Raw genomic sequence first — 23,481 nt, 5'->3', positions numbered from 1 at the left:
GGCAAGGAAGGACAAAAAGGACAAGATGTCCAACTGTGCCTGCGAAGGCCCGGATGATTCCCCCCAGCGCCCCTTATGTGGCTCTAACTTGGCTGTTTCGGGCATCCCCCGGAACAGGCAGTCATGCCGCATGACAGCAAGGCGATCCACGAAAAGATTTTTGTTTTCCGTGCTTTAGGCAGATCCAACATAGCATGGTGCCGCGTCGGGCATATTCGGCCCCCGGGGCCTCCACAGCGGTCGCACAAGAATCTGTTGCGCACTCAGCATGAATAGCATTAAGTAACGGTAACAAAAGCGCTGCCGAATAATAGCGTTACTGAGAGCGAGGGCAGATGTGACAAATACCGTCCACATCAATACACGGATCCGCCGGAACGCGGAAACGCTTTCCGGGGCGTTGGAAAGTCACATGATGAAGATCTTCGCGCCCGATGCGCGCAAGGAACTTCGCCGTTTTTCGGCCGGTGAAGCCGCTGAACTTCTTGGGATTTCGACGAGTTTCCTGCGCAAGCTGCATTTCGATGGCAAGGTCACCGAGGTGCACACCAGCCCCGGCGGCCGGCGTCACTACTCGGCCGAAGACCTGCTTGAGATCCGTCGCACGCTCGAATCCACCGCCAAATCCCGCGGCGCCTACCAGCGCGGCCGGCGCGAGGGCGACAAGTTGCAGGTCCTGTCCTTCCTGAACTTCAAAGGCGGCAGTGGCAAGACCACCAGCGCGATCCATGCGGCACAGCGACTGGCGCTCAAGGGCTACCGGGTGCTGTGCGTCGATATCGACCCGCAAGCGTCTCTAACAACGCTGTTTGGCTATCGTCCCGAGTATGATTTCCTCAATTCCGGCACGATCTACGACGCCATTCGCTACGACGATCCGGTGCCGCTGGCGGATGTCATCCGGAAGACCTTCTTTACCGGCATCGACCTCGCCCCCGGCGGGCTGATGCTGCAGGAATTCGAGCATGAGACGCCGCAGGCCCTGCTCAACAACATGCAGCCGCCGTTCTTCTCGCGGCTCGCCACCTCTTTGCAGGACGTAGAGCAAAATTACGACCTGGTGATCTTCGATTGTCCACCGCAACTGGGCTATCTCACCATGTCGGCCCTCTGCGCTTCGACCTCCGTGTTGATCACCGTAGTGCCCAACATGCTCGACGTGGCCTCCATGTCGCAGTTCCTGCAGATGAGCGCGGATCTTCTGGATGTAGTCTCTAACGCGGGCGCAAGCATGGAGTTCGACTTCCTGCGCTTCCTCATTAATCGCTACGAGCCGAACGACGGGCCGCAGCAACAGGTGCTGTCCTTCCTGCGGCAGCTCTTCGACGAGGAGGTCATGGTCGCCCCGATGCTCAAGTCCACCGCGATCTCGGATGCAGGGCTGACACACCAGACGATATACGAAGTCGACCGCTCGCAATTCCACCGCAACACCTACGACCGTGCGGTGGATTCACTCAATCTTGTGAATGACGAGATCGAATCCATGATCCAGAAAGCATGGGGGCGCTAATGGCACGCAAAGGTATCCTTTCCACCGGCACGACACCGGGTCCGAAACCCGAAAACAGGGACAATCAGCCCACCTCAGAGCCTAAACCGGGCGCGAAACCGAGCCTGATGCCCCGCGGGGCCGTCGGCGCGCTGCAATCCTCGCTGAACCGGATGCAGGAGAACGCGGTTCAGGAACTCGACGCCGCGCTGATCGACATGGCCGGGGTCGAGGACCGTTTAGGGACCGATGTTCAGGCCCAGAAACAGCTCGAAGAGAGCATGAAATCCTATGGCCAACAGGTGCCCGTCCTCGTGCGCCCGCACCCTTCAAAGCCGGGACGGTTCGAGATCGTCTACGGGCGGCGCCGGTTGAACGCGCTGAAATCGCTGGGCATGCCCGTGAAAGCGATGGTGCGCCAGCTCGACGACCACGCGCTGGTGATGGCACAGGGCCAGGAGAACACGGCGCGGCAGGATCTCTCCTTCATCGAGAAGGCCAGTTTCGCCGCACAGCTCGATGCGGGCGGCCATGACCGGCAGACAATCGCGGATGCGCTCTCGATCGACCTGCCGATGGTCAGCCGCATGCTGAAAGTGGGACATGCTTTCGACCTGCCTTTCCTGCGGCAGGTCGGCTCCGCCCCCGGCATCGGACGCGACCGGTGGATGGCGCTGGTGAAGCTTTTCGAGGATCCCGCCGCAAAGTCGCGTGCGCGCAATTACACGAACCTGCCGGAATGGGGCACTCTGACCTCGGACGAGCGTTTCGAGGCGGTTTTCACCCGTGCCAGCGCCACCCCGGCGAAGAAGGCCCCCTCCCCCACCGCTTCGGCCAAGCCGCGCACCCTGCGCAGCCGTGACGGCAAGGCAGTGGCGGACATCCGCAGCGGCAAACGGGGGGTGACACTCACGGTTCCGGCGCGCGCCGCCGAAGGGTTCGACACTTGGCTCGACGCACATGCGGAAGAGCTGATGCAAGAGATTCACGACCGCTGGCAGAAGACCCGCGCGTGAGACATTGAGGACGTAGCAACAGGAGGCACATCAGGACCACAAAAGAAAAGCCCCCCAGGATAAATCCCGGAAGGCCCTTCTCAAACTTTGCACCTTCGAGATAGCCCCAAAGATTTATCTGTGTCAACTCTACCCGTCGGGATAGGGCCGGTATTTTGTTGTCTTTCGTGATTTTGACATGAAAACCACTTTCCGAACTGCATTCGGAGGGCCCGGAGAGGCTGTCCTGACCCCAGCGGAGGGCCCGGATAAATGGGCGCTGCTCGACCGGCTGACAACCGCTGCCGAAGATTTCGAACTCTCGCACCGCACGCTCACCGTGCTGAAAGCACTGTTGAGCTTCCTGCCCTCGCGCGAGGTTCCCTCCGGCCCCGCCGGGATCGTCTTTGCCTCCAACGCGCGGCTGTCGGAGCGGCTGCACGGGATGCCCGAGAGCACCCTGCGGCGGCATCTGGCGCGGCTCGTTCAGCTGGGCCTGCTGATCCGCCATGACAGCCCTAACCGCAAACGCTTTGCCCGCAACCATGGCGGCAAGATCGCCCTCGCCTTCGGGTTCGACCTGTCCCCGCTGGTCATTCAGGCCGACGAGATCGAGACCGCTGCGCGAAATGCCGAGGCACGGCAGGCCCGGCTTCTGGCACAGCGTGACCGTATACTGGTCCTGCGTCACGCGCTGATCCGTCAGGGCGGCGCAGAGGCCCTCGCGCAGGAGGTCGGCCGGATACTGCGGCGCAAGCCCGATGCAGAATGCCTCGATGCCGTAGAAACCGAGTTGCGCGCGGCTCTTTGCCTGGACGATGCCCCTGCCCCCGAGCCCCTCACCTGCGCCGCACCGACAAGCCGGGTGAGCGCCAGGGACAGCCAAAATGAGCGGCACATACAGGATTCAAATAAACCCTATTCTGACTCTGAAAGCACGGGAGCTGAGAAACCCCCGACGGCTGACAACAATCCCGCATCGACGAAAGACAGAGGCGTGACGCTTCAGGATGTTCTGGAGGCTTGCAAGGAAATGCGGGCCTTCTTCCCGGAGAGGCTGCGCGATTGGCATGATCTTGTGCGGGTCAGTGACCGGATCGCCCCAATGCTGGGGATTGACCCGCCGGTGCTCCTTGAGGCAAAACGCGACATGGGTGCCGAAAGCGCAGCGGTGACGGTGGTCTGCCTGCTTGAAAAGGCCGCGACGATCCGCAGCCCAGGCGCTTACCTGCGGCGATTGACGCAAATGGCCCGCGACGGGCGGTTTTCCCTCTCTCCCATGCTCGCGGCGGTGGCCAATAGTCGAAATTGTCAGCTGACAACTTGAAAAACCAATATAAAACATAGGATTAACATTTTTCAGGCCTGACAACTGCCCTGAAACCCCGCTATTTGCGGCGGATCGGGGCAGGAGTGCTTCACCACGGGGGCTGGCGCGGCTAGTCTGGGCGCAACCTGCCGGGAAAACCCATGACCTCTGTCCGCCTCCGCCTGCTGATCCTGGCGCTCACACCGCTGATCGTATTGATGCCGCTGCTGCTGCTCTTGGGCATGTCGCGCTGGACGGCGGATTACGACGAGGTGCTGATCGCCAATGTCGAGAGCGACCTCAAGATCGCCAGCCAGTACCTTGCGCGGCTGCTCGACCAGACCCGGGATGAACTGGATGCCGTCGCCGGCTCGGTCGCCTTCCGAGACCTGATGCGCCGCCCGGCTGAGGAGCAGTCGCGTTTCTTTGCCCGGACCCGTGACCGGCTTGGCCTCGACTTCCTGCGGTTCCTGCCGGAAGCGGCGGCACAGGACGAGGCGCGCGACTGGCCGGTGATCGCGGCGGCCCTGGCGGGGCAGGGGGTGGCGCGGATCGACGTCTTCGACGCCGACCGGCTGACAATGCTGTCGGAACCTCTGGCAATCCGCGCCCGCCTCCCTGTAGTTGCCACGCCCGCCGCCGTGCCGACCGACAAGGTGATCGAGGATCGCGGTATGGTCGTCCATGCCGCAAGTCCGGTGCAGATGAACGGCAGCAATGGCGTGCTGGTGGGTGGGGTGCTTTTGAACCGCAACCTTAACTTCATCGATACGATCAACGATCTGGTCTATCTCAACGCGATCACCGGCGGGGATCGGCAGGGCACGGCGACGCTTTTTCTGGATGACCTGCGCATCTCGACCAACGTGCGGCTTTTCGAGGACGTTCGCGCGCTCGGCACACGCGTGTCGGCCGTGGTGCACGAATCCGTGCTGGTCGAGGGACGCACATGGCTCGACCGCGCCTTCGTGGTGAACGACTGGTACATCTCGGGCTACAAGCCGATCACCGACAGTTTCGGCAAACGGGTCGGGATGCTCTACGTGGGCTTTCTGGAGGCGCCTTTCACGCAAGAGAAACGTGAGGCCTTCTGGTGGATGCTGGCGGCGTTCTTTGCCGTGCTGGCGCTTTCGGCCCCGGTGTTTCTCTGGCTGGCGCGCGGTATCTTCGCGCCCCTGGAACGGATGACAAAGGTGATGGACAGCGTCGGGCGGGGCGAGCTTTCGGCGCGGATCGGGCCGGTGTCCGCCAAGGGAGAGATCGGCGCAGTGGCGCATCACCTCGATTGGCTTCTGGAGCAAGTGCAGGAGCGGGACCGCCAGCTTCGGCGCTGGAACCAGGACCTCAACCAACGCGTCGACCAACGCACCGCCGAGCTGCGCGAGGCAAACGAGAAGCTGGAGCAGACTTTCCGGCAATTGGTCATGAGTGAGAAGCTGGCCTCGATCGGCGAGATCACCGCCGGGGTCGCGCATGAGATCCACAACCCCGTGGCGGTCATTCAGGGCAATGTCGACGTGATCCGCGAAACTCTGGGGCAGGGGGCCGCCCCGGTCGAGACTGAACTGGCGCTGATCGACCGTCAGGTTTCGCGCATCGAGGTGATCGTCGGAAAACTTCTGAAATTTGCCAGCCCCTCGGAATTCTCCGATTGCGAAGACGACGTGGCGCTGCGCCCGCTGGTGCAGGATTGCCTCGTGCTGGTGGATCACTTGGTCGGGCGGGGCGGGATCGAGGTGACATGCGACCTCGACGAAGTGCCAGCCGTCCGGGTGGCTTCCGGCGAGGTGCAACAGGTCGTGGTGAACCTGATCGTCAATGCGGTACAGGCCATCGGCGGGGCAGGGCAGATCGAGATCGCGCTGAGGCCCGCAGAGCGCGAAGGGCAAGACGGCGTGGCGCTGGTGGTGCGCGACAGCGGGCCGGGGGTGCGCGAAGACCTGCTCGGCTCGGTGTTCGACCCGTTCTTCACCACCAAGCCGGGCGAGGGGACCGGGCTGGGCCTGTCGATCTCGCAGACATTGATCCAGCGGGCAGGGGGGATTATCTCGGTGCGCAACCATGCGGAGGGCGGGGCGGAGTTCACCGTCTGGCTGCCGGCGGCAGAGGGCGCTGAGGGAGGGTAGGGGAGACCCCTCCAGACAGGCCACGAGGATGTTCAGCGCGGGAGTTGTCACGTTAACAGGCCAGACAGATGACCGCACCCGATCGCGCGTCCTCAACTGATGAAAAACTCTTGCGTCAAACCGGGTATCGGGAACTGGATGCGGGAGTATGGTACGACAACGGGAGGTACATGCAGGCAGACCCGCTCGGGCTCGTCGATGGACCATCCGTTTATGGCTATCGGAAAGGCAAATGCCTGTTCCCTGCGCGGTTATTCAGCCCATTTATGACCCACGATCAGGGCCGGGCGCGACCTCGCGTTTTGCGGCGCGCGTTTGACAGACAGACACGCATGCGCGATGTGACGGCGCGTGACCCGTGCAGGAGAGGACAGACAATGAACCACCGCCGCCGCAAAGCCCCGTACCGCAAAACAGGGCGGGCTCAATGACCGTCTGGATCGCTGCCGACTGGGGCAATAGCCATCTGCGCGCGTGGCTGATGGACGGGGATGCCCCCCGCGAGAGCATGGTATCCCAGGACGGCGCGCGCGGGCTGACGCGCGAGGGGTTCGAGCCTGCCTTGCTGCGGCTGGTGGAGCCGCATTTGCCCGCCGGCACACCGGTCGACGTCATCGCCTGTGGTGCGGTCGGCGCGCGCGAGGGGTGGTGCGAAGTCCCCTACCGGAAGCTTCCCGCGGTGCCGCCCGGTTTTGACGGCGCCATCACAGCCCCCGTGCGCGATGCACGTCTGGCCGTTCATCTGCTGGCCGGCGTGTCGCAGGACAGCCCCGCCGCCGTGATGCGGGGCGAGGAAACCCAGATCGCCGGATTCCTTGCGGCCAACCCGGGATGGGACGGTGTCATCTGCCTGCCCGGCACCCATTCCGTCTGGGCGCATATCAGCGCGGGCGAGATCGTGAGCTTTCGCAGCTTTCTGACCGGTGAGCTCTTTGCGTTGATCTCGCAGCAGTCGGTGCTGCGCCATACGATGGCCGGACATACCGGGCAGGAGGGCGCAGAAAGCGTGTTTCTGGAGGCGATGAGCGATGCGATGTCGCGGCCCGAACGGGTGGCGGCGGACCTGTTCTCGCTGCGGGCGGGGGCGTTGTTGCACGGGCTCGATCCGGCCGAGGCGCGCGCGCGACTGTCGGGGATGCTGATCGGTCAGGAGCTTGCCGCCGCGCGGCCCTACTGGCTGGGCCAGCGGGTGGCGATCATCGGCACCGACGGGCTGTCGGCGCGGTACGGCGCGGCGCTTGCAACGCAGGGTGTCGTGGCCGAAACGGCTGAGGCCGGGGCGACGACGCTGCGCGGGCTGGTTGCCGCGTGGCACGGGATGCAGCGGGCCATGACACGGTGATCGCGCGCCATCGCGCAGGAGGGGCGCAGGGGGCTTCCCCCCGGATCGCGACGGCCCTAGGGTGCGCCCCATGACACCTGCATATTTTCTGTATCATTCTATCGGACAGTACCCCGGCAAGGCGCCGCAGATGGCACAGGCGCTGTCGCAGTTTGCCGATATCTGGGGGGCACACGACGATGCGCAATGGCCGCGCGTTCTGGACGCGCGGGCAGAGTTCATCGACCTGTGGTGCCGGTTGATCGACGCGCCTGCGGGCACGCTGACCTCTGCCGACAATGTCACTGCCGCGCTCTATTCGGTGATGGGGGCCTTGGGGGACCGGCTGCGGGGCAAGCGCGTGCTGATCGCTGCCGATTGCTTTCCGTCGCTGCACTTCCTGCTGGCGGGGCTTGCGGCGCGGATGGGCTTCACGCTCGAGACCGTGCCGCTGCGCGACGGCGCCGCGTGGGTCCATGACGACGATATGCTCGACGCGTGGGGCGCGGATGTCGGGCTTGCGCTGATAACATTCGTGACCTCGATCGCGTCGCACAGGCCGGATCTGGAGCGGCTGCTCGCCCACGGTCGCGACCGTGGCAGCCTCGTGGGGGTTGATCTGACGCAGGGCGTGGGGATCGTGCCATTCTCGCTGCGCGACACGCCGGTGGATTTCTGCGTGTCGACCACGCTGAAGTGGCTCTGCGGCACGCCGGGGGCGGGCATCCTGCAGATGCGGGCCGACCTCATCGCCGAGATGACGCCGGAGTTGCGCGGCTGGTTCAGCCAGGAAAATCCCTTCGCGTGGGATCTGGACGGGTTCACCTATGCGCCCGACGCCCGCCGGTTCGACCATGGTACGCCGTCGGTGCTGGCCTGCGTGGGGTCGGTTCCGGCGCTGCGCTGGCACGCGGGGGCCACGGGCCTGCGCGATCACAACCGCGCGCTGACCTCCGAGATCCTGCGCAGGGCCGAGGAGGGGGGGATGCAGATTGCATCTCCGACCGAGGAGGCTCGCCGTGGCGGCAGCGTGATGCTGCGTCTGCCCGACAGGGTCGATGCCCCCGCATTGGTCGACACCCTGCGCGGGCAGGGCATCCATCTGGACGCGCGCGGGCAGATCCTGCGGCTGTCGCCCGGGGCAATCACGCGGGCAGAGGACATCCCGCGCCTGTTCGAGGCGCTGAAACCGCTGGTTTAGAGACTGTTGAAGAACCGCTGCATGCGGTCCAAGGCCTCGCCGAGCGTGTCGAGCGACGCGCAGCCAAAACACACCCGCAGATGCCCTTCGCCCGCCGCGCCGTAAAAACTGCCCGCCTCGACCACCACGCCGGTTTCCTCCATCAGCCGTTCCGCGCAGTCCTGCGCGGCCAGCCCGGTGCCGCGAATGTCGGGAAAGGCATAGATCGTCCCCTCGACCGGCGCACAGCTGACCCCGGGCATCTGGTTCAACCGCGACACCACCAGATCGCGCCGGTCCCGGTCGCGCCCGACCATGTCTTCCAGCACCTGCGGCGGCCCTTGCAGGGCCGCGACCGCGCCGGCCTGAATGAAGGTGTTCACATGGGTGACCTCGCTCGCGGTGATCTTCATCAGCGGGCCGATCATCCCCGCATCCGCCGCGATCCAGCCCAGCCGCCAGCCATCCATCGCGTAGGCCTTGGTGAAGGCACCCATGGTGATGGTCCGTTCCTTCATGCCCGGCAGGGACGCGATGGAGACATGGCGCGCCCCGTCATAGGTGATCTCGGCATAGACCTCGTCGGAGAAAATCATCAGATCGTGGGTGATTGCCAGATCGGCCAGCCCCTGCAATTCGTCGCGGGTGAAGACGCGGCCCGTGGGGTTGCACGGGTTGATCAGCGCAATCGCCTTGGTCCGCCCGGTGATGTGGGGCGCGATCAGATCGGGGTTCAGCGCGAACCCGTTCTGCGCGTCCAGCGGGGCGATCACCACGCGCCCGCCCGCCAGTTCCACCTTGCCGATATGCTGCGGATAGTAGGGGGCGAGCAGGATCACCTCGTCGCCTTCGTCGATGAACGCCATGAAGGCGGCAAAGCTGGCCTGCGTCAGCCCGTTGGTGACGATCACCTCGTCGGCGGTGATGTTCATGCCGGTGGTGCGGCGCATCCGGTCCGCGAGCGCCGTGCGCAGGGCGGGCTGGCCCTGCAGATCCGAATAATGCACATCGCCCGCCTGCAATGCCGCGATGGCCGCGTCCTTGATGTGCTGCGGCGTGTCTTCGGCGGGCATCCCGAGTTCCAGATGGATCAGCCCCTCGCGCCCGATGGCGCGGGCGAACATGCCGAAATTCTTTGGGCTGGTGTCGGTGATGCGGCGCGCGGGCAGGGGAGGCATGGGGTTTTCCTTGCGGTGGAGCGGGGCCTGACGGGTTGTCACCGGCACCGATTGCGGGTTGAGTGCGACTGTGACGGCAATGGGCAAGGGGTTCAAGACAATGACGAAAGTGGCAGTGGTAACGGGGGCCGCAGGCGGCATGGGCCGTGCAATCGTGGCGCGGCTGCTGGCCGACGGCATGCAGGTTGTCGGCCTTGATGTGGATGCGGCAGGCCTTGAGGAAATGGGGGCCGAACCCGGCTTTACCGGCATCCGGACCGACCTGATGGATCCCGGCGCCATCGCCGATGCCTTCGCGGATATTGCCAAGCTGCACGGCGGGGTGGACGCGCTGGTCAACAATGCCGGCACATGTTTCATGTCCGAATTTCCCGACATCCCCGTGGACGAGTTCGAGCGCCAGATGTCGCTGAACTTTTCGGGGGCTTTCCACTGCTGTCAGGCAGCGATCAAGCTGATGGCGGGGCGCGACGGGGTGCGCAAGATCGTCAATATCTCGTCGAACGGTGCGTATAATTTCGATGCCTTCGACCCGCCGCATTACCGCGCCAGCAAGGCCGCGCTCGATACGCTGACAAAGGATCTCGCCCGCCGCTACGCCACCGACAAGATCGCGGTGAACTCGATTGCGCCGGCGATGACCGAAACGCCGCTCTTCGGCGTGGTGAGCGAAGAGGTGCTGGCGAACGCCATCGCCCAGATGCCCCATGGCCGCGCCATGCAGCCGAGCGAAATCGCCGCCTGGGTCGGGTTTCTGGTATCGCCCGCCGGCGATATCTCCAGCGGCAACGTGATCATCCTCAACCAGGGCCGTGACGTGCGTTGATATTTATCCACGATGCGCATAATCTCATGCGCATGGAGGATGCCGGATGAATGTTCAGCAACGCACGAAAAAGGCCACGAATGTCTCTCTTGATCCCGCGCTTGTCGAACGGGCGCGCGAGCTGGGCGTGAATGTCTCGGCCGCCTCCGAAGCCGGTCTGCGCGATGCCGTCCGCAAGGCATGGGCCGAACAGAACGCGGCATCCATGCAGGCATGGGGCGACTGGCTGGAAGAGAACGGCGATCCGCTGGCGCAATACCGTCTGTTCTGATGGCCCAGTACGATGTCTTTCGCGTCGGCAGCGGCCTTGTTGTCGATGTGCAGACCGATCTTGTGACTGTTCCGATGCGGCGCGTGGTCGTTCCGCTGGTCCTTGCGGAAGGCGCGCCGCCGCCGACGGATCGGCTTCACCCCGGTGTTGTAATTCTGGGTGAACGCTATCTGATGCTGACGCATCTGCTGGGCGCTGTGCCGGATCTGCACCTGCGCGATCCGGTGGCAAATCTTGCCTCACAAACGGACGAGATCACCCGCGCCCTCGACATGCTTTTCCACGGATTCTAGCGACCGCTGGCGCGGCGCGGCCTGGTGCGTGCAAGGCTGTCGTCGATGGGGATGTGTTCGTCGCTGTCGCCGGGCGGTAGGGTGAAGGGGCCGTTTTCCCAATCGCCCGCGCGCCATGCCTCTTTCGCCTCTTCGATGCGGTCCTTGGAGGACGACACGAAGTTCCACCAGATATAGCGGTCCTCATTCATCGTGGCCCCGCCCAGCAGCAGGATACGCGCGCCGCGCTCCCCGGCCCTGACGCCGATCCTGTCACCGGGGCGAAAAACCATCATGCGGCCGGCGTCAAAGCTCTGGCCCGCAACGACGACGTCGCCCTCGGTGACGTAGATGCCGCGGTCCTCGTGGTTGTCGGGCAGCGGGATCGCCGCACCGGGGGCGAGGGTCACGTCCAGATAGAAGGTCTCGGAATGCATCGAGACAGGGCTGGTTTCGCCGTAGGCTTTGCCGAGGATCAGCCGCGCATCGACGCCGGTATCACCGATATGCGGCAGCGCGGCTTGCTTGTGGTGCTCGAACTCGGGGGGCATTTCCTCGACGTTTTCGGGCAGGGCGATCCATGTCTGGATCCCGAAAAGACTGTGCCGCGTGGCACGGGTTTCGGCGCTGGTGCGTTCGGAGTGGGTCACGCCGCGTCCGGCGGTCATCCAGTTGACCTCGCCGGGATAGATCATCTGGTGGGTGCCGATGCTGTCGCGGTGCTCGAACTCCCCCTGGTAGAGATAGGTCACCGTGCCCAGCCCGATATGCGGATGCGGGCGCACGTCGATGCCACCTTCGGTGATGAATTCCGCCGGCCCGATCTGGTCGAACAGGATGAAGGGGCCGACCATCTGGCGTTTGGGCGCGGGCAGGGCGCGGCGCACCTCGAATCCGCCCAGATCGCGCGCACGCGGGATGATGAGTGTATCGAGCGCGTCCGCACCGGCGTCGGGATTATGGGTCGGATTCCAGCTCATGTTGCGCCTCCGCTGTCTGGGACAAGCCTACCAGATCGGTCACGCCCTGCGAACTGCCATCCGCGCACAGGCCCGGTGCGCGGATCTATTCGAACCGCGCGGGGGCCTTGCGCAGCGTGGGCCACTGTTCGGGGGAGTGGCCAAAGATCACCTTTGCCCCGCGATCCTCCGCCAGCGCCATGATCCGCGCGCCGTGGTGGATGGCCAGATCGTCGTCCCACGATCCGGCGAATTTCTCGTCGATTTCGGCGGCGCGGCTGATCGCGTCGGAGGTGAACAGCAGCGCACCGGTCTGCGGCAGATCGAACAGGAACGCCAGTTGCCCCGGCGCATGACCGGGGCAGAGCAGCACATCGAACCCCGGTGCGATCTGCGTATCCTGCGTGATCTCGATATACTGCGCCTCGGGCCAGTCCATCGGCTGCTTGCCCGACCAGTAGAGCGGGCGGGGCAGGGCGCGTTCCGCTGCCGCGATAACGATCGGCACGCCGGGGAACCCGTCCATTTCGCCGACGTGGTCGATGTGAGTATGGCTCTGGATCATCAGCGTGATGTCCCCGCGCGCCAGCCCCAGAAGCGCAAGCTGCGCATCGACGCTGTTCTCGGGCGTCACGGACAGGACACGCCCGAAGCTGCCCAGATCGTCCTCGGCGGTGGCCGCCTCGGCGTCGCGGGCGTATTTGGGCGGGAAACCTGTATCGATGAGCACGTGTTCACCCGCATCGGTGCTGACCAGCGCGCCGCAAATGCCGATGATGCGCCCGTTGGCGTGGACCTGAAACAGGCCATAGTCGAGCACGGCGAAAGATATGGGTTTGCCCTTCAGCAGGCTTTGCTTTCTCATGCCGCCAAGAGAGAGGGGCAGGAAATGAAAGTCAAGATACACACATTATTCCAGTATCTTCTGGAGACGGTAGACGCCCAGCCGGAGGCGATCGTCGGCTTTTCGCTGGCCGAAAGCCCGCGTCTGGGTGAGTTCCTGGATGATCTGGACCCGGATCTGTCGCTGGACTGGAACAACCGCGATTTCAGCGGCCTGCCCGAACTGAAGGCGCATGTGCTGGCGCAGGCGGGGCTGACCGGTATCTGCACGCCCGCTGACGTGCTGGTTACCGCAGGTGCGGCCGAGGCGAATTACCTCGTGCTGATGCAGCTGCTGCAGGACGGCGACGAGATTGTCGTCGAAACCCCCGGCTGGCCGCAGGCCGAGGTGATCGCAAAGGCCAAGGGCGTGCAGATCACCCGCGTCACGCGGCAGGAGGCGCAGGGCTGGGCGCTGCCGCTGGATCGTTTGCGCGATGCTGTGACCGACCGCACCAAGCTGATCTTTCTGACCAACCCGAACAATCCCACCGGCGATCTGATGGACCGTGCCGCGCTGGAGGAGATCGTCGAGATTGCCGATCGTGTGGGCGCGTGGCTGCTGGTCGACGAAGTCTACGCGGGGCTCGAATGGGATGGCCCGCGCGCGCCCAGCATCGCGGGGATGTACGCGCGCGGGATCACCACCGGATCGGTCAGCAAGGCGCTGGGGTTGCAGGGGCTGCGCACCGGCTGGCTGGTCTGCCCCGACGCGGAGCTGATCCGCGATGCGGTGATCCTGCGCGAAAACGCCTCCGAAATCATGAACATCATGGGAGAGGTGATTGCCGAAATCGCCCTGCGGCCAGAGCGCTACGCGCCCGCCATGGACAAGGCCCGCGCCGAAGGGTCGGCAAACCTTGCCCGCATGAACGACTGGGTCGCCGCGCAAGAGGGCCTTGGCTGGGTCGCGCCGCGCGCCGGTCTGATCGGGCTGGGGCGTCTGCTGGACGATGTGGACAGCGACGCCTTCGCGCGGTTCCTTCTGGCCGATCCTTACCGCACGTTCCTGCTGCCGGGATCGAGCTATGACCAGCCACAGCATATCCGGCTGGGCGTGGGCGGGGGAAAGGCGGCGAACCTCGATGACGGGCTCGCGCGACTGTCGCGCGCCCTTCGGGACTACCCCAAGGCCGGAGGCTGACCGCCCCGGGCGCGCGAAAAATATGGGGCCCTCGCTTGATTGTTCGGATTGTCTCGATCCTACTTAAGGTCGCTTTAGCGGTTGGCAGAGATCGAAAGCTTTGACGGAAGCCGAGCAGCCGTTTCATGGCAGCGCGCCAAAAATAGCGCCGTTTGCACCCGACCCCTATGCGCTGGCGGGTTTCATCGCCGAGGTCCAGGCGCTGGGACTGACGCAGGGTCTCTGGCTTGCGCGGAGCGACGTGACACCTGTTGTCGTCGGCGCGGAATGCGGGCAGGGTCCGGCCGAACAAAGAAGCGAAAGGATCCTGCCATGAAACTCGTCCGCTACGGTGACCGCCACGGCGCCAAAATCCCCTGTATCGTGGATGCCGACGGTGTGGCGCGCGATGTGTCCGCACTGGTCGCCGATTTCGGGCCGGACACGCTGTCGCCGGACCTTCTGGCGCGACTTGCAGAGGTCGATCCCGCCTCCCTGCCGCTCGCGGATATCGCGGGAAAACGGGTGGCGCCCCCGGTGGCGCAGCCGCGCAACATCTGGTGCATCGGTCTGAACTATTCCGATCATGCCGCCGAGGCCGGTATGCCCGAACCCAGCGAGCCGATCCTCTTTACCAAGGCCAGCGGCACCTATTGCGGGGCCAACGATCCGATCCTGATGTCGCCACAGATGACCCAGCTGGACTGGGAGGTCGAACTGGGTGTGGTGATCTCGAAACCTGCGCTGAATATCGCGCCCGAGGCGGCGCTGGACCACGTTGCGGGCTACATGGTGGTCAACGATGTCTCCGAACGCGCCTGGCAGCAGGAACGTCAGGGCCAGTGGGTGAAGGGCAAGAGCTTTCCCAATTTCTGCCCCGCCGGTCCCATGCTCGTCACCCCCGACGAGGCGGGCGATCCGCAGGCGCTGGACCTGTGGCTGGACGTGAACGGCAGGCGGATGCAGACCGGCAATACCTCGAAGATGATCTTCGGCGTGGCGACGATCATTGCCTACATGTCCGAATTCACCCGTCTTGAGGCCGGCGATCTCATCTGCACCGGCACTCCGCCCGGCGTCGGGATGGGGCAGAAACCGCAGGTTTTCCTGCGCGAGGGCGACGAGGTGACATTGGGCCTGACCGGTCTGGGATCGCAGCGGCAGGTGGTGACCGCGCTCTAGCGCGCGGCGGCGGGCAGGGGGGCTCAGGAGGCCCGCCCGCGCCGTGACGCCCCTTGCCCCGACCGGCGCGATTGGCCAAAGTCCGCACAACAGACAATACCCAGCCGAGGACACCCGATGCACCAGAAAACCCTGCGCCAAGAGCTTGATGCACAAGGCACCGACGCGGACCTTACGCGGCTGATCGAGGATATCGCGGTGGCCTGCGCGCGCATCGCCGACCGCGTGCGTCACGGTGCCTTCGCCGGCACCCTTGGCGCGGCGGGCACCGAAAACGTGCAGGGCGAGACGCAGAAAGAGCTCGACGTGATCTCGGACGAGATTTTCGCCGGGATCGTGTCCTCGGGCGTGGCGGCGCTGGTGTCCGAAGAGGTCGACACCGTCAACTGGCTGAAGGACAAGCCGCAGGCGGGTGATTTCATCGTGTACTACGATCCCCTTGACGGGTCGTCCAACCTCGACGTCAATCTTTCGGTCGGCACGATCTTCTCGATCGTGCGGCTAGACGAGGCCATCGCGCGCGACGATGCGGCGGTGCGGATCGCGGGCACACGGCAGATCGCGGCGGGTTACGCGATTTACGGGCCGTCCACCGGTCTGGTGCTGACTGTGGGGCAGGGGGTGCAGGGGTTCACCCACCATCCTGGCAGCGGGGCGTTCCTGCTGACCGCCCCCGATATGCGCATCCCCGAAGAGACGCAGGAATTCGCGATCAACGCCTCGCGCTACGACAAATGGGAACCGCCCGTACGGACCTATATCGACGACTGCCTGCGCGGGGCCAACGGGCCGCGCGACAAGACCTTCAACATGCGCTGGTGCGCGTCGATGGTGGCCGACGTTCACCGCATCCTGACGCGCGGTGGCGTCTTTCTCTATCCGCGCGATGCGGGCAACGCGGCGCAGGGCGGCAAGCTGCGCCTGATGTACGAGGCCAACCCGATGGGCCTGCTGGTCGAGGCGGCGGGCGGTGCGGCCTCGACGGGCCGCGGCCGTATCCTCGAAGTATCGCCCGAAGGGCACCACCAGCGGGTGCCCGTGATCCTCGGCTCCAAGGCCGAAGTGGCGGTGATCGAGGAGTACCACAGCAGCTGATCCACGGCCTTGGCGCTTGGCCCCGCGCCCCTGCGTGCAGGGAGCGAGGACGGCGCACCGAGCGCCGGAGGAGCCCCGGTTCAGTCGTCCTCGGCCAGTGCTTTCGCGATATGCGCGTGGCCCTGAAGGATATCCTGATGCATCGCCTCGCCCACGGCTTCGGCATCCCCGTCGCGCAGGGCGGCAAGCGCGACCTGATGCAGGTCCGGCGTCACCTCTGTTCCCTCGCGGGCACAGACCGCGCGCAATGACGGGCCCACCCGCAACCACAGCGCCCGCGCCGTCGCCATCAGGATCTCTGCCTCCGCATGGGCGTAGAGAGTGAAGTGGAAGGCATGATTCTGCCGCAGGTAGGACTGTATGTCGCCCTCGGCCAGCGCCTCGGTCACGCGGCTGTCGATCTGGGCCAGCGCGTCGATCTCCTCGGGCTCCATCGCGACCGCGGCCAGCCGGGCCAGCTGCGGTTCGATCCCCGTGCGCGCGTAGGTCAGCTCCTGCAGCTCGTTCATCGTCAGATGGGGCACCATCACGCGGCGGTTGTCGCTGGCGCTCAGCGCGCCCTCGGCGGTCAGACGCCGGATCGCCTCGCGGGCGGGGGTGATACCGGCATCGAGCTTGCCCGCGATCCCCTGAATGGTCACCGCCTCGCCGGGGGCGAGTTCGCCGAACAGCACCAGATCGCGCGCCGCGCGATAGGTGATCTCGTGGTAGGGCAGGGACGGGGTGTCGGTCATGGCAGGCCTTGGATCGATCTCAGCACCCGTCATCATCGCAAGCTTTGCGCGGTTTGACCATGGCCCATCGCAGGGCCGCGCGCGCCGATGGCACGCCTAGCGGATCACGATGTCGGACCCGAAGGCGCGGCCTTTACCGGCGGCCGCGAACACCCGTTCACGGATCAGCGGGTTGCCTTCCAGCGTCTTGATATCGCGGCCCCATGGCAGTGCTTCGGCAACCGATTTCAGCGTGGTGAGAAACGCTTCCTCCCCGCTGGGCTGATTGTCGTGTTCCTGCGCCATCGCCAGTTTCAGGCGGCGGTGGTGGAACGAGATCAGGAACGAAACATCCGGATCCGCCATCGTATCCGCAATGCTGGGCAGGATATCGTACTCTCCGCCCTCCACGTCGATCTTGACGAAGACCTTGGCGAATTTCTTGCGGTGTTTCTTGATCACATCCTGCAAACGCCTGGTCTTCACCTTCCAGGAGGCATCCGTCGCGGCGTTCAGCACGCTGGTCATGGAATCCCCGCCCACGTTGTTGCCCGCGGCGATCGTGATCTGGCGGCCCGTCGAGTGGATCGCCTGATTGTAGAGGACCACGTTCTTTGCCCATGGCGCATCCGCGTTGAGGGCAAGGTTGGCGGTCAGCGTCTCGTAGGCGACAGGGTCGGGTTCGAACCCCACGCAAAGCCCCGCCCGCTGCGCGGTATAAAGGATCGTCGGCCCGATCCATCCGCCACAGTCGACAACCAGCGTATCGAGATCCGTCTGCGCGTCGATGACCCGGAAGGTCTCAGGCTCCCACACGCCGCGGTTTACCTTGGACCAGAACCTGTCGTGCTGGGGCACTTTCCCCGCCTCGACGAGGAAATGGCTGTCGTTCATCGTGACGGTCGTCGTGTTCTGTGTCGCAAGTGTTCTTGTCATGGGCTGCTCTGCGCTGGATCATTCTTTGAATGGTGGCGACCTGCTTGTGAGCCGCTTGCAAAGACTATCCGCGAAACCTTCGCGCCTGACAATATAGATGGCAACGGGGGGTGCCGACTGTGGCATTTCCCCCCGCTGCGCGGATCTGGATCAGCCCGCCATGCGCGCGATCAGCTGCCGGGCGCTGCGCATTCCGGCGATCACGTGGTTCTGGCCGCGCACCAGTTCGGTGCGCGCGAACCCGACCGTGTCGTCGGGACGACCGGCGATTTTCGTGGCCTCTTCCAACGCGGGCAGGGGCGGGATCGTCAGGGCCGGATCGTGGCGGAACCTGTCCGACCGGTTGAAGTTCAGCGGCACCAGTATCCGGGCAAGCTCCTGGATCACGGTGTTGGCCGCATCCGCCGGCACACTGCCGCTGTCCACCCGCGCGTAGAACCCGTCGAGGTCGTCGGCCAGCGCTTCGGCCGCGGCCTTGGCGTCGGACAGATCGAACCGGTCGCCCGCCTGCCTCTGGTAGTCGGCGATCGTCTCCTTGAATTCCCGTGCGGTGGCGCGCCAGTCGAACGGCAGGATCGTGGCATTGGCATTACGGTACACCGCCAGCAGATAGACCTTGATATCGCGCAGCAGGATATCCTTGTCCGCGATTTCGAGCGTGTCGTTCTCGGTGTGCCACGCGATGTTCATCCCGCAGCCCCCGACCGCGTAATATCCCAGTTCCTCGCGGTGGGCATCCGTCATCGCCGAGGACAGCATCAGGTAGCTCGACAGGCCGATATCGTTGAACGAATAGTCCCCGGCGCGGTGCGGCCGCTCGGAATGCAGCTCCTTGCCCGCCACATCGCGGATCACCTGCGCGAGAAAATCATGCGCCTCAGACATCACCGAGACATTCAGGAATTCCGTGGCCCAACGGCAGCCGGGGCTGTCGCAGTTGACCTGCGCGACGCAATTCGCGTCCAGATCCAGCGCCATCGTGTCGGAATACCACGTCGATCCCGCGTAGCGGCCGGTGGAGTGGCCCGGCCACCAGCAGATCTTGACCGTCCGCTTGAGCTGGTCGCGGTTCGCCCAGAGGACACGCGCGATTTCCAGCATCGATGCATCGCCGGTGGCATTGTCGCCGACGCCCACATCCCAGCTGTCGAGGTGCCCGTGCAGCAGCACGTATTTGTCGGGCTCCTCGGTGCCGGTGATGGTGATTTCGGGCAGTTTCGATTTGAACCAGCCTTCCTCCATCTCGGTAAAGATGGTCGCGCTGCCACCCGCCTGCGCGATCTCGATCAGTGCCTTGCCGCTTTCCATGTTCACCGCCGCCGCCGGGATACCGGGCTTGCGGTCCAGATCGGAGGTGCCGGGAATGCCCCAGATGGTCGTGCAGATCCCCCAGTGGATATCGACACCGGGGTTGATCGCGATGACCCCGATCGCGCCGCATGTCTCCATCAGCGAGATGATGGCGGGGCTTGCGAAACCTTCGGTCAGGACGATCTTGCCGCGCACCCGCGCGTCCATCTCGGGGCTCGCTTCCAGCTGGCTTTCGAAGGCGTCTTCCTCGTCCATGTTCGTGGTGCCCTTGATATAGACGAGCGGCCCCTCGAACCCGTCGCGCGCATCGGCGCTGAAGGCGGGGGGTTTGGCGCGGAAGGTTGTGCCGTTGGCCTCGACCCGCGCCTGCCCCGGCAGGCTGAGAAAGAGCTCGGGCTCGTGCACCTTCACCTCGATACCCCAATCACGCAGATGGCCCACGACCTCGTCCATGCCGCGGTTCACATCGTCGGGGTGTTCCCGCTTGAACGTGGCGAAGCTTTCGACGAGCGCCCAGGGCGCGTCGATCGTGACCTGATCGAGAAGGGCGGTTTCTGAGGGCGTCATGGAGGGCTCCTGTATGTTTTATTCAATGAAACGTAGATGCGATGAATAAAACATTAGCAGCAAGCCTCGATTCGCCGCAAGCCACAGCTTTGCCGGTCGGCGACTGCCTTTTCTAAACCCGTGCCGCAAATTTGAGCAGAGCCGCTCAGCTCATCGTCAACCTGCGGGAGATTTCATCCGTGGCCGCGATCACCTTCTCGATATAGCTGGCGCGGCGCACCTCATCGAGGCGCACGGTGGCGCCCGCCACGGACAGGCCGGCGATGATCTCGCCCGCGTTGTTGCGGATCGGCGCCGCGATGGAGAACGCGCCATCGTCGAGATCGTTGATCGCCACGTTGTAGCGGTTCGACCGGATCAGCAGCAGCGCCTCGCGCAGCCTTTCGGGATCCGTGATGGTGTGCGGAGAGAAGCGTTCGAGCGGTCCTTCCAGCACGCGGTCGCGGATGCTGGGCTCTGCGTAGGCCAGCAGCACCATGGACGCACCGCCAGCGTGCAGAGGGCCGCGACGCCCTGTTTGCGCAAAAAGACGGATGCTGTGCAGCCCCTCGCGGGTCGCGATGACAACGGTCGCGGTGCCCTCGCGGATCACCAGATTGACATTCTCGCCGGTGTCGTCGCGCAGGCTGTCCATGACCGGCCTCGCAACCTGCAAGAGCGCTCCCTCGCGGCCCACACGCTCACCCAGGAGCGCGATCCGGTACCCCAGCGCATAGATCGCGCGCTCCTCGTCGCGCTGAACATAGCCGTCTTCTTCCAGTGTCTGGAGCAGGCGGAACACGATGGATTTGGTCAGGCCCAGCTTTTCGGCAAGGGCTGTCGCACCGATGCCGGGCGTGTCGCCAAGTGCCTCCAAAACGCGCAGCGCGCGGGCAACGGCGTCGATCCGGTATGACTTACGCTCGGGCAGCTCTTTCTGCATAGGGGGATCGCTTTCTTTTTGGGATGCCGCTTGATTTAAAAATCAAATCTGTTTTACTGAACGAAGTATATCAAAAGTGTTTTAGTGAGTAAAACAAAAAGACGCGGAGTCGGACAAGAAAGACGCAAGAGTCTTTCACTCCGGCGCCGCGAAGGGGGTAACGCCCCTCATCGCGGATCATCAGCCGGTTCGCGCGACAACCAAACGATCCGGACACTGCCGTACCGGATCCATGCAACAGGAGAGTACCCTTGAATATGTTACGCACTCTAACAGCCGGTGTTGCCCTGGGGGCGTCGCTTTGGGCGACGACGGCCAGCGCGCAGGATCCGATACGCACCATCCACCTGCTGTCGCGCCCGCAGGCCGCGCAGCCTTCGGAATTCCAGGCGATCCAGCTGATCGCGCAGGAATGGCGCAAGCTTGGCCTCGATGTCGAGGTGGACGTGATGCCATGGTCGCAGATGGCCGATGTCGTCTGGTACAACCGCAACGACTGGGACGCGACCGCATGGCAGATGACCGGGCGGCCCGAACGCTCCGACCCGGACGAGATCATCTTCAACCTCTTCCACTCCTCGACCGCCGAAAGCGGCTATAACTTCATCGGGTACAACAACCCCGAATACGACAAGATCGTCGAGGAACAGCGCGTCACCGTCGATCCAGAGGCGCGCAAGGCGCTGGTGATCAAGGCGCAGGAAATTCTGGCGGCGGACCAGCCCAACATGATGCTGGTTCACCCGCAGCAGGCTTTTGCCTTCGACAACACCGTCTTTGACCCCGAAACCGTCGTCGACCAGTCCGGCATCGGTATCCGCAGCTACTGGACATGGCTGTCGCTGGCACCCACCGGGGACCAGAAGGACATCATCGTCAACAGCTCGGACAATGTGATCGCGGTGAACCCTCTCTATATTTCGGGCGTCACCGACAACTGGCTGACCGAACTGATCTATGACCGCCTGTTCCGCGTCGGTCCCGACGGTCTGCCCCAGCCATGGGCGGCGGCAAGCCACGAATGGCGCGATGAAACCACCATCGCCGTGACCCTGCGGGACGATATGATGTGGCACGACGGAGAGCCGGTGACCGTCGAGGATGTCGTCTTCTCCTACGAGGCGACAACCGGTGGCGAAGCACCGATGTACGCGCCCTTCGGGTCGAACATCACGGGCATCGAGACGGAAGGCGACGACACCATTGTCTTCACGCTCGGGACGCCATCGGCATCGTTCCTCACCTCGAGCCTTGCCAAGATCAACCTGATCCCGAAACACATCTGGGAGCCGATCCTGGCCGATCTGGGCACAAAGGACGAGAACGCGGAAAGCTATCAGGAAGACATGCCCATTGGGTCGGGCGCGTATAAGTTCGTGCGCTGGCTGCCGAACGAGGAGATCGTGCTGGAAGCCAATGCCGATCACTTCAACGCACCCAAGGCAGAGCGTTTCATCCTGCGTCTTGTGCCGAACGCCGAAGCGGCGCTTGGGATGCTGCGCTCGGGCGAGATCAACTTCCTGACCGACTTCCAGGGTGACCCGCAGGTTCTGCTGGACGCGGCCGAGGAGGACGGTGACCTGTCCGTCGTTTCGACCGTGGATATCGGGTTCCGCTATGTGGCGTTCAACATGCGCCGCCCCCCGTTCGACGATCCCGCCTTCCGCCGCGCGCTGTCGGCAGCGGTGGACCGTCGCCTGATCGTGAACGCCGCGTTCAAGAAATTCGCGGTGGCGTCGAATTCGGTTGTCTCCCCCGCGCTTGAGTTCTGGCACGCGGATGCCGTCGTGGACGGGTTCGAGGCAGGCTCCGACGTGGCGAAATCCATCCTCGAAGAGGCCGGATACGGTGGCGTCGGCGAAAAGCTGACCTACCCCGAGGGCGTCTCCGAAACTCTGGCGGACTAACCCCCCGCAGACCCTGCGCGGCGGACATCGGGTTCGCCGCGCAGTCCTTCACCGCTTTCCTATCCACCTTGCACTGCCGCCGGTTCGCGCGGCCTGACGGGACTTGTCATGAGCACACTGAAGCCCTTTGCCTTCCGCACGCTACAACTGATGCTGGTCCTCTGGGCCGTGGTGACGATCCTGTTCCTGATGTTCAGGCTGATGCCGGGCAATCCGCTGGCCGCCTATATCGACCCCACCTTTACCGCCGAACAGCAAGAGGCGCTGATCCGCCAGTTCGGTCTGGATAAACCGCTCTGGCAGCAATATTTCACCTATCTCGGCAATCTGCTTCAGGGCGAGCTTGGGTATTCTTTCCGCTACCGCACGCCGGTGGCAGACCGGATCTGGATGCTGCTGCCCAATACGCTGATCCTGACATTCTCTTCGCTGATCGTGGCCTACGCCTTCGGCATTCTTGCCGGCGCATGGCTGGCGTGGCGCCGCGGGTCCCGGACCGAAGCAGCCGCGCTGCCCGTTGTGCTGGCCACCCGTGCGATGCCTGAATTCTGGCTCGGCATGGTGCTGCTCGCGATCTTCTCGTTCTCGCTGGGATGGTTTCCGGCCGGGGGCACGCGATCGGCTGGCACCAATTACGAGAGTTTCTGGCAGCTCTATACCTCCGCCGATTTCCTGTCGCATCTGGCGCTGCCGATGCTGACGCTGGCCATCTATTCGCAGGGCCTGCCGCTCTTGCTGATGCGCTCGAACATGCTCGACGTGATGAAGGAGGACTTCGTCACCATGGCCAAGGTCAAGGGCCTGTCGCCCTACGCGGTCGTGATCCGCCACGGGGCGCGGAACGCGCTGCTGCCGGTGATGACCTCCTTTGCCATCGCGGTCGGCTACCAGTTGCAGGGCAACGTGGTTGTGGA

Annotated in this window: 21 protein-coding genes and 1 pseudogene; 14 read left to right on the top strand and 8 right to left on the bottom strand. The window is 64.3% G+C overall.

From position 1 onward, the window contains the following. Positions 1 to 337: 337 nt before the first annotated feature. The 6 genes from repA (at position 338) to ABMC89_RS17505 (ending at position 8,444) form a co-directional block, all read left to right on the top strand. Positions 338 to 1,513, top strand: coding sequence for a plasmid partitioning protein RepA (gene repA, locus ABMC89_RS17530; RefSeq protein WP_349570255.1), 1,176 nt, complete (start codon positions 338 to 340; stop codon positions 1,511 to 1,513). Beyond that, entirely contained in the window at positions 1,513 to 2,508 is a 996-nt protein-coding gene (gene repB, locus ABMC89_RS17525) for a plasmid partitioning protein RepB (RefSeq protein ID WP_349570253.1), read from the top strand. Before repA ends, repB begins: the two co-directional genes overlap by 1 nt. Before the next feature lie 178 nt (positions 2,509 to 2,686). Next, complete coding sequence (gene repC, locus ABMC89_RS17520) at positions 2,687 to 3,814, top strand: plasmid replication protein RepC (protein ID WP_349570251.1); 1,128 nt, start codon at positions 2,687 to 2,689, stop codon at positions 3,812 to 3,814. A gap of 143 nt (positions 3,815 to 3,957) precedes the next feature. After that, positions 3,958 to 5,922, top strand: coding sequence for a sensor histidine kinase (locus ABMC89_RS17515; protein WP_349570249.1), 1,965 nt, complete (start codon positions 3,958 to 3,960; stop codon positions 5,920 to 5,922). Between the two features lie 427 nt (positions 5,923 to 6,349). Beyond that, positions 6,350 to 7,264 (top strand): 2-dehydro-3-deoxygalactonokinase, encoded by a 915-nt coding sequence (locus ABMC89_RS17510; RefSeq protein ID WP_349570247.1) that lies wholly within the window; start codon positions 6,350 to 6,352, stop codon positions 7,262 to 7,264. A 70-nt stretch (positions 7,265 to 7,334) separates the two neighbouring features. Beyond that, positions 7,335 to 8,444: an aminotransferase class V-fold PLP-dependent enzyme gene (locus ABMC89_RS17505; RefSeq protein WP_349570245.1), complete on the top strand. Its 1,110-nt coding sequence runs from the start codon at positions 7,335 to 7,337 to the stop codon at positions 8,442 to 8,444. On the opposite strand, the gene ABMC89_RS17500 is transcribed toward ABMC89_RS17505, so the two are convergent. Continuing rightward, positions 8,441 to 9,688 carry a pyridoxal phosphate-dependent aminotransferase gene (locus ABMC89_RS17500; RefSeq protein WP_349570243.1) on the bottom strand — a complete coding sequence of 416 codons (1,248 nt, stop codon included), beginning with the start codon at positions 9,686 to 9,688 and terminating at the stop codon, positions 8,441 to 8,443. The two genes, ABMC89_RS17505 and ABMC89_RS17500, sit on opposite strands and share 4 nt — an antisense overlap. A 13-nt stretch (positions 9,689 to 9,701) precedes the next feature. Between ABMC89_RS17500 and ABMC89_RS17495 the strand changes: the two genes are divergently transcribed. From ABMC89_RS17495 to ABMC89_RS17485, 3 genes are read left to right on the top strand one after another with little or no spacing between them, the layout of a single operon-like run. After that, entirely contained in the window at positions 9,702 to 10,427 is a 726-nt protein-coding gene (locus ABMC89_RS17495; RefSeq protein ID WP_349570241.1) for an SDR family NAD(P)-dependent oxidoreductase, read from the top strand. A gap of 46 nt (positions 10,428 to 10,473) precedes the next feature. Next, positions 10,474 to 10,698 (top strand): type II toxin-antitoxin system CcdA family antitoxin, encoded by a 225-nt coding sequence (locus tag ABMC89_RS17490; protein ID WP_349570239.1) that lies wholly within the window; start codon positions 10,474 to 10,476, stop codon positions 10,696 to 10,698. Then, positions 10,698 to 10,991 (top strand): CcdB family protein, encoded by a 294-nt coding sequence (locus tag ABMC89_RS17485; protein ID WP_349570237.1) that lies wholly within the window; start codon positions 10,698 to 10,700, stop codon positions 10,989 to 10,991. The genes ABMC89_RS17490 and ABMC89_RS17485 overlap by 1 nt, the downstream gene beginning before the upstream one ends. Here the strand turns inward: ABMC89_RS17485 and ABMC89_RS17480 are convergent. Beyond that, the gene (locus ABMC89_RS17480) at positions 10,988 to 11,950 is read right to left on the bottom strand and encodes a pirin family protein (RefSeq protein ID WP_349570235.1); all 963 of its coding nucleotides are present in this window, start codon (positions 11,948 to 11,950) and stop codon (positions 10,988 to 10,990) included. The genes ABMC89_RS17485 and ABMC89_RS17480 overlap by 4 nt on opposite strands. 85 nt (positions 11,951 to 12,035) lie before the next feature. Then, positions 12,036 to 12,794 carry an MBL fold metallo-hydrolase gene (locus ABMC89_RS17475; protein ID WP_349570233.1) on the bottom strand — a complete coding sequence of 253 codons (759 nt, stop codon included), beginning with the start codon at positions 12,792 to 12,794 and terminating at the stop codon, positions 12,036 to 12,038. A 24-nt stretch (positions 12,795 to 12,818) separates the two neighbouring features. On the opposite strand from ABMC89_RS17475, the gene ABMC89_RS17470 reads away from it, so the two are divergent. Continuing rightward, entirely contained in the window at positions 12,819 to 13,955 is a 1,137-nt protein-coding gene (locus ABMC89_RS17470; RefSeq protein WP_349570231.1) for an aminotransferase class I/II-fold pyridoxal phosphate-dependent enzyme, read from the top strand. Positions 13,956 to 13,959: 4 nt separating this feature from the next. Here ABMC89_RS17470 and ABMC89_RS19070 read toward each other — a convergent pair. Further along, a pseudogene (locus ABMC89_RS19070) lies at positions 13,960 to 14,088 on the bottom strand (IS6 family transposase); the annotation flags it as partial. Positions 14,089 to 14,267: 179 nt separating this feature from the next. Between ABMC89_RS19070 and ABMC89_RS17465 the strand changes: the two are divergent. Together ABMC89_RS17465 and ABMC89_RS17460 are read left to right on the top strand one after the other, a co-directional pair. Continuing rightward, positions 14,268 to 15,116, top strand: a complete 849-nt coding sequence (locus ABMC89_RS17465; protein WP_349570229.1) for a fumarylacetoacetate hydrolase family protein — start codon at positions 14,268 to 14,270, stop codon at positions 15,114 to 15,116. A gap of 117 nt (positions 15,117 to 15,233) precedes the next feature. Next, entirely contained in the window at positions 15,234 to 16,211 is a 978-nt protein-coding gene (locus tag ABMC89_RS17460) for a class 1 fructose-bisphosphatase (RefSeq protein WP_349570227.1), read from the top strand. Positions 16,212 to 16,291: 80 nt separating this feature from the next. On the opposite strand, the gene ABMC89_RS17455 is transcribed toward ABMC89_RS17460, so the two are convergent. The 4 genes from ABMC89_RS17455 to ABMC89_RS17440 form a co-directional block, all read right to left on the bottom strand. Beyond that, positions 16,292 to 16,945 (bottom strand): GntR family transcriptional regulator, encoded by a 654-nt coding sequence (locus ABMC89_RS17455; RefSeq protein WP_349570225.1) that lies wholly within the window; start codon positions 16,943 to 16,945, stop codon positions 16,292 to 16,294. A 96-nt stretch (positions 16,946 to 17,041) separates the two neighbouring features. Further along, on the bottom strand, positions 17,042 to 17,860 hold the full coding sequence (locus ABMC89_RS17450) for an FkbM family methyltransferase (RefSeq protein ID WP_349570223.1): 819 nt from the start codon (positions 17,858 to 17,860) through the stop codon (positions 17,042 to 17,044). A gap of 150 nt (positions 17,861 to 18,010) precedes the next feature. After that, positions 18,011 to 19,738 (bottom strand): M28 family peptidase, encoded by a 1,728-nt coding sequence (locus tag ABMC89_RS17445; RefSeq protein ID WP_349570221.1) that lies wholly within the window; start codon positions 19,736 to 19,738, stop codon positions 18,011 to 18,013. A gap of 145 nt (positions 19,739 to 19,883) precedes the next feature. Next, entirely contained in the window at positions 19,884 to 20,660 is a 777-nt protein-coding gene (locus ABMC89_RS17440) for an IclR family transcriptional regulator (RefSeq protein ID WP_349570219.1), read from the bottom strand. A gap of 257 nt (positions 20,661 to 20,917) precedes the next feature. Here ABMC89_RS17440 and ABMC89_RS17435 point away from each other — a divergent pair, with 257 nt between their 5' ends. Together ABMC89_RS17435 and ABMC89_RS17430 are read left to right on the top strand one after the other, a co-directional pair. Beyond that, positions 20,918 to 22,567, top strand: coding sequence for an ABC transporter substrate-binding protein (locus tag ABMC89_RS17435; protein WP_349570217.1), 1,650 nt, complete (start codon positions 20,918 to 20,920; stop codon positions 22,565 to 22,567). Positions 22,568 to 22,675: 108 nt separating this feature from the next. Beyond that, positions 22,676 to 23,481: ABC transporter permease (locus tag ABMC89_RS17430; protein ID WP_349570215.1), on the top strand; the 806-nt coding region annotated here is incomplete at its 3' end.

The organism is Sulfitobacter sp. HNIBRBA3233 (assembly GCF_040149665.1).
In the GTDB taxonomy this organism is placed as follows: domain Bacteria; phylum Pseudomonadota; class Alphaproteobacteria; order Rhodobacterales; family Rhodobacteraceae; genus Sulfitobacter; species Sulfitobacter marinivivus.
Note: the sequence above shows the minus strand (reverse complement) of the source record. Positions and strands in the feature narration are given on the sequence as shown.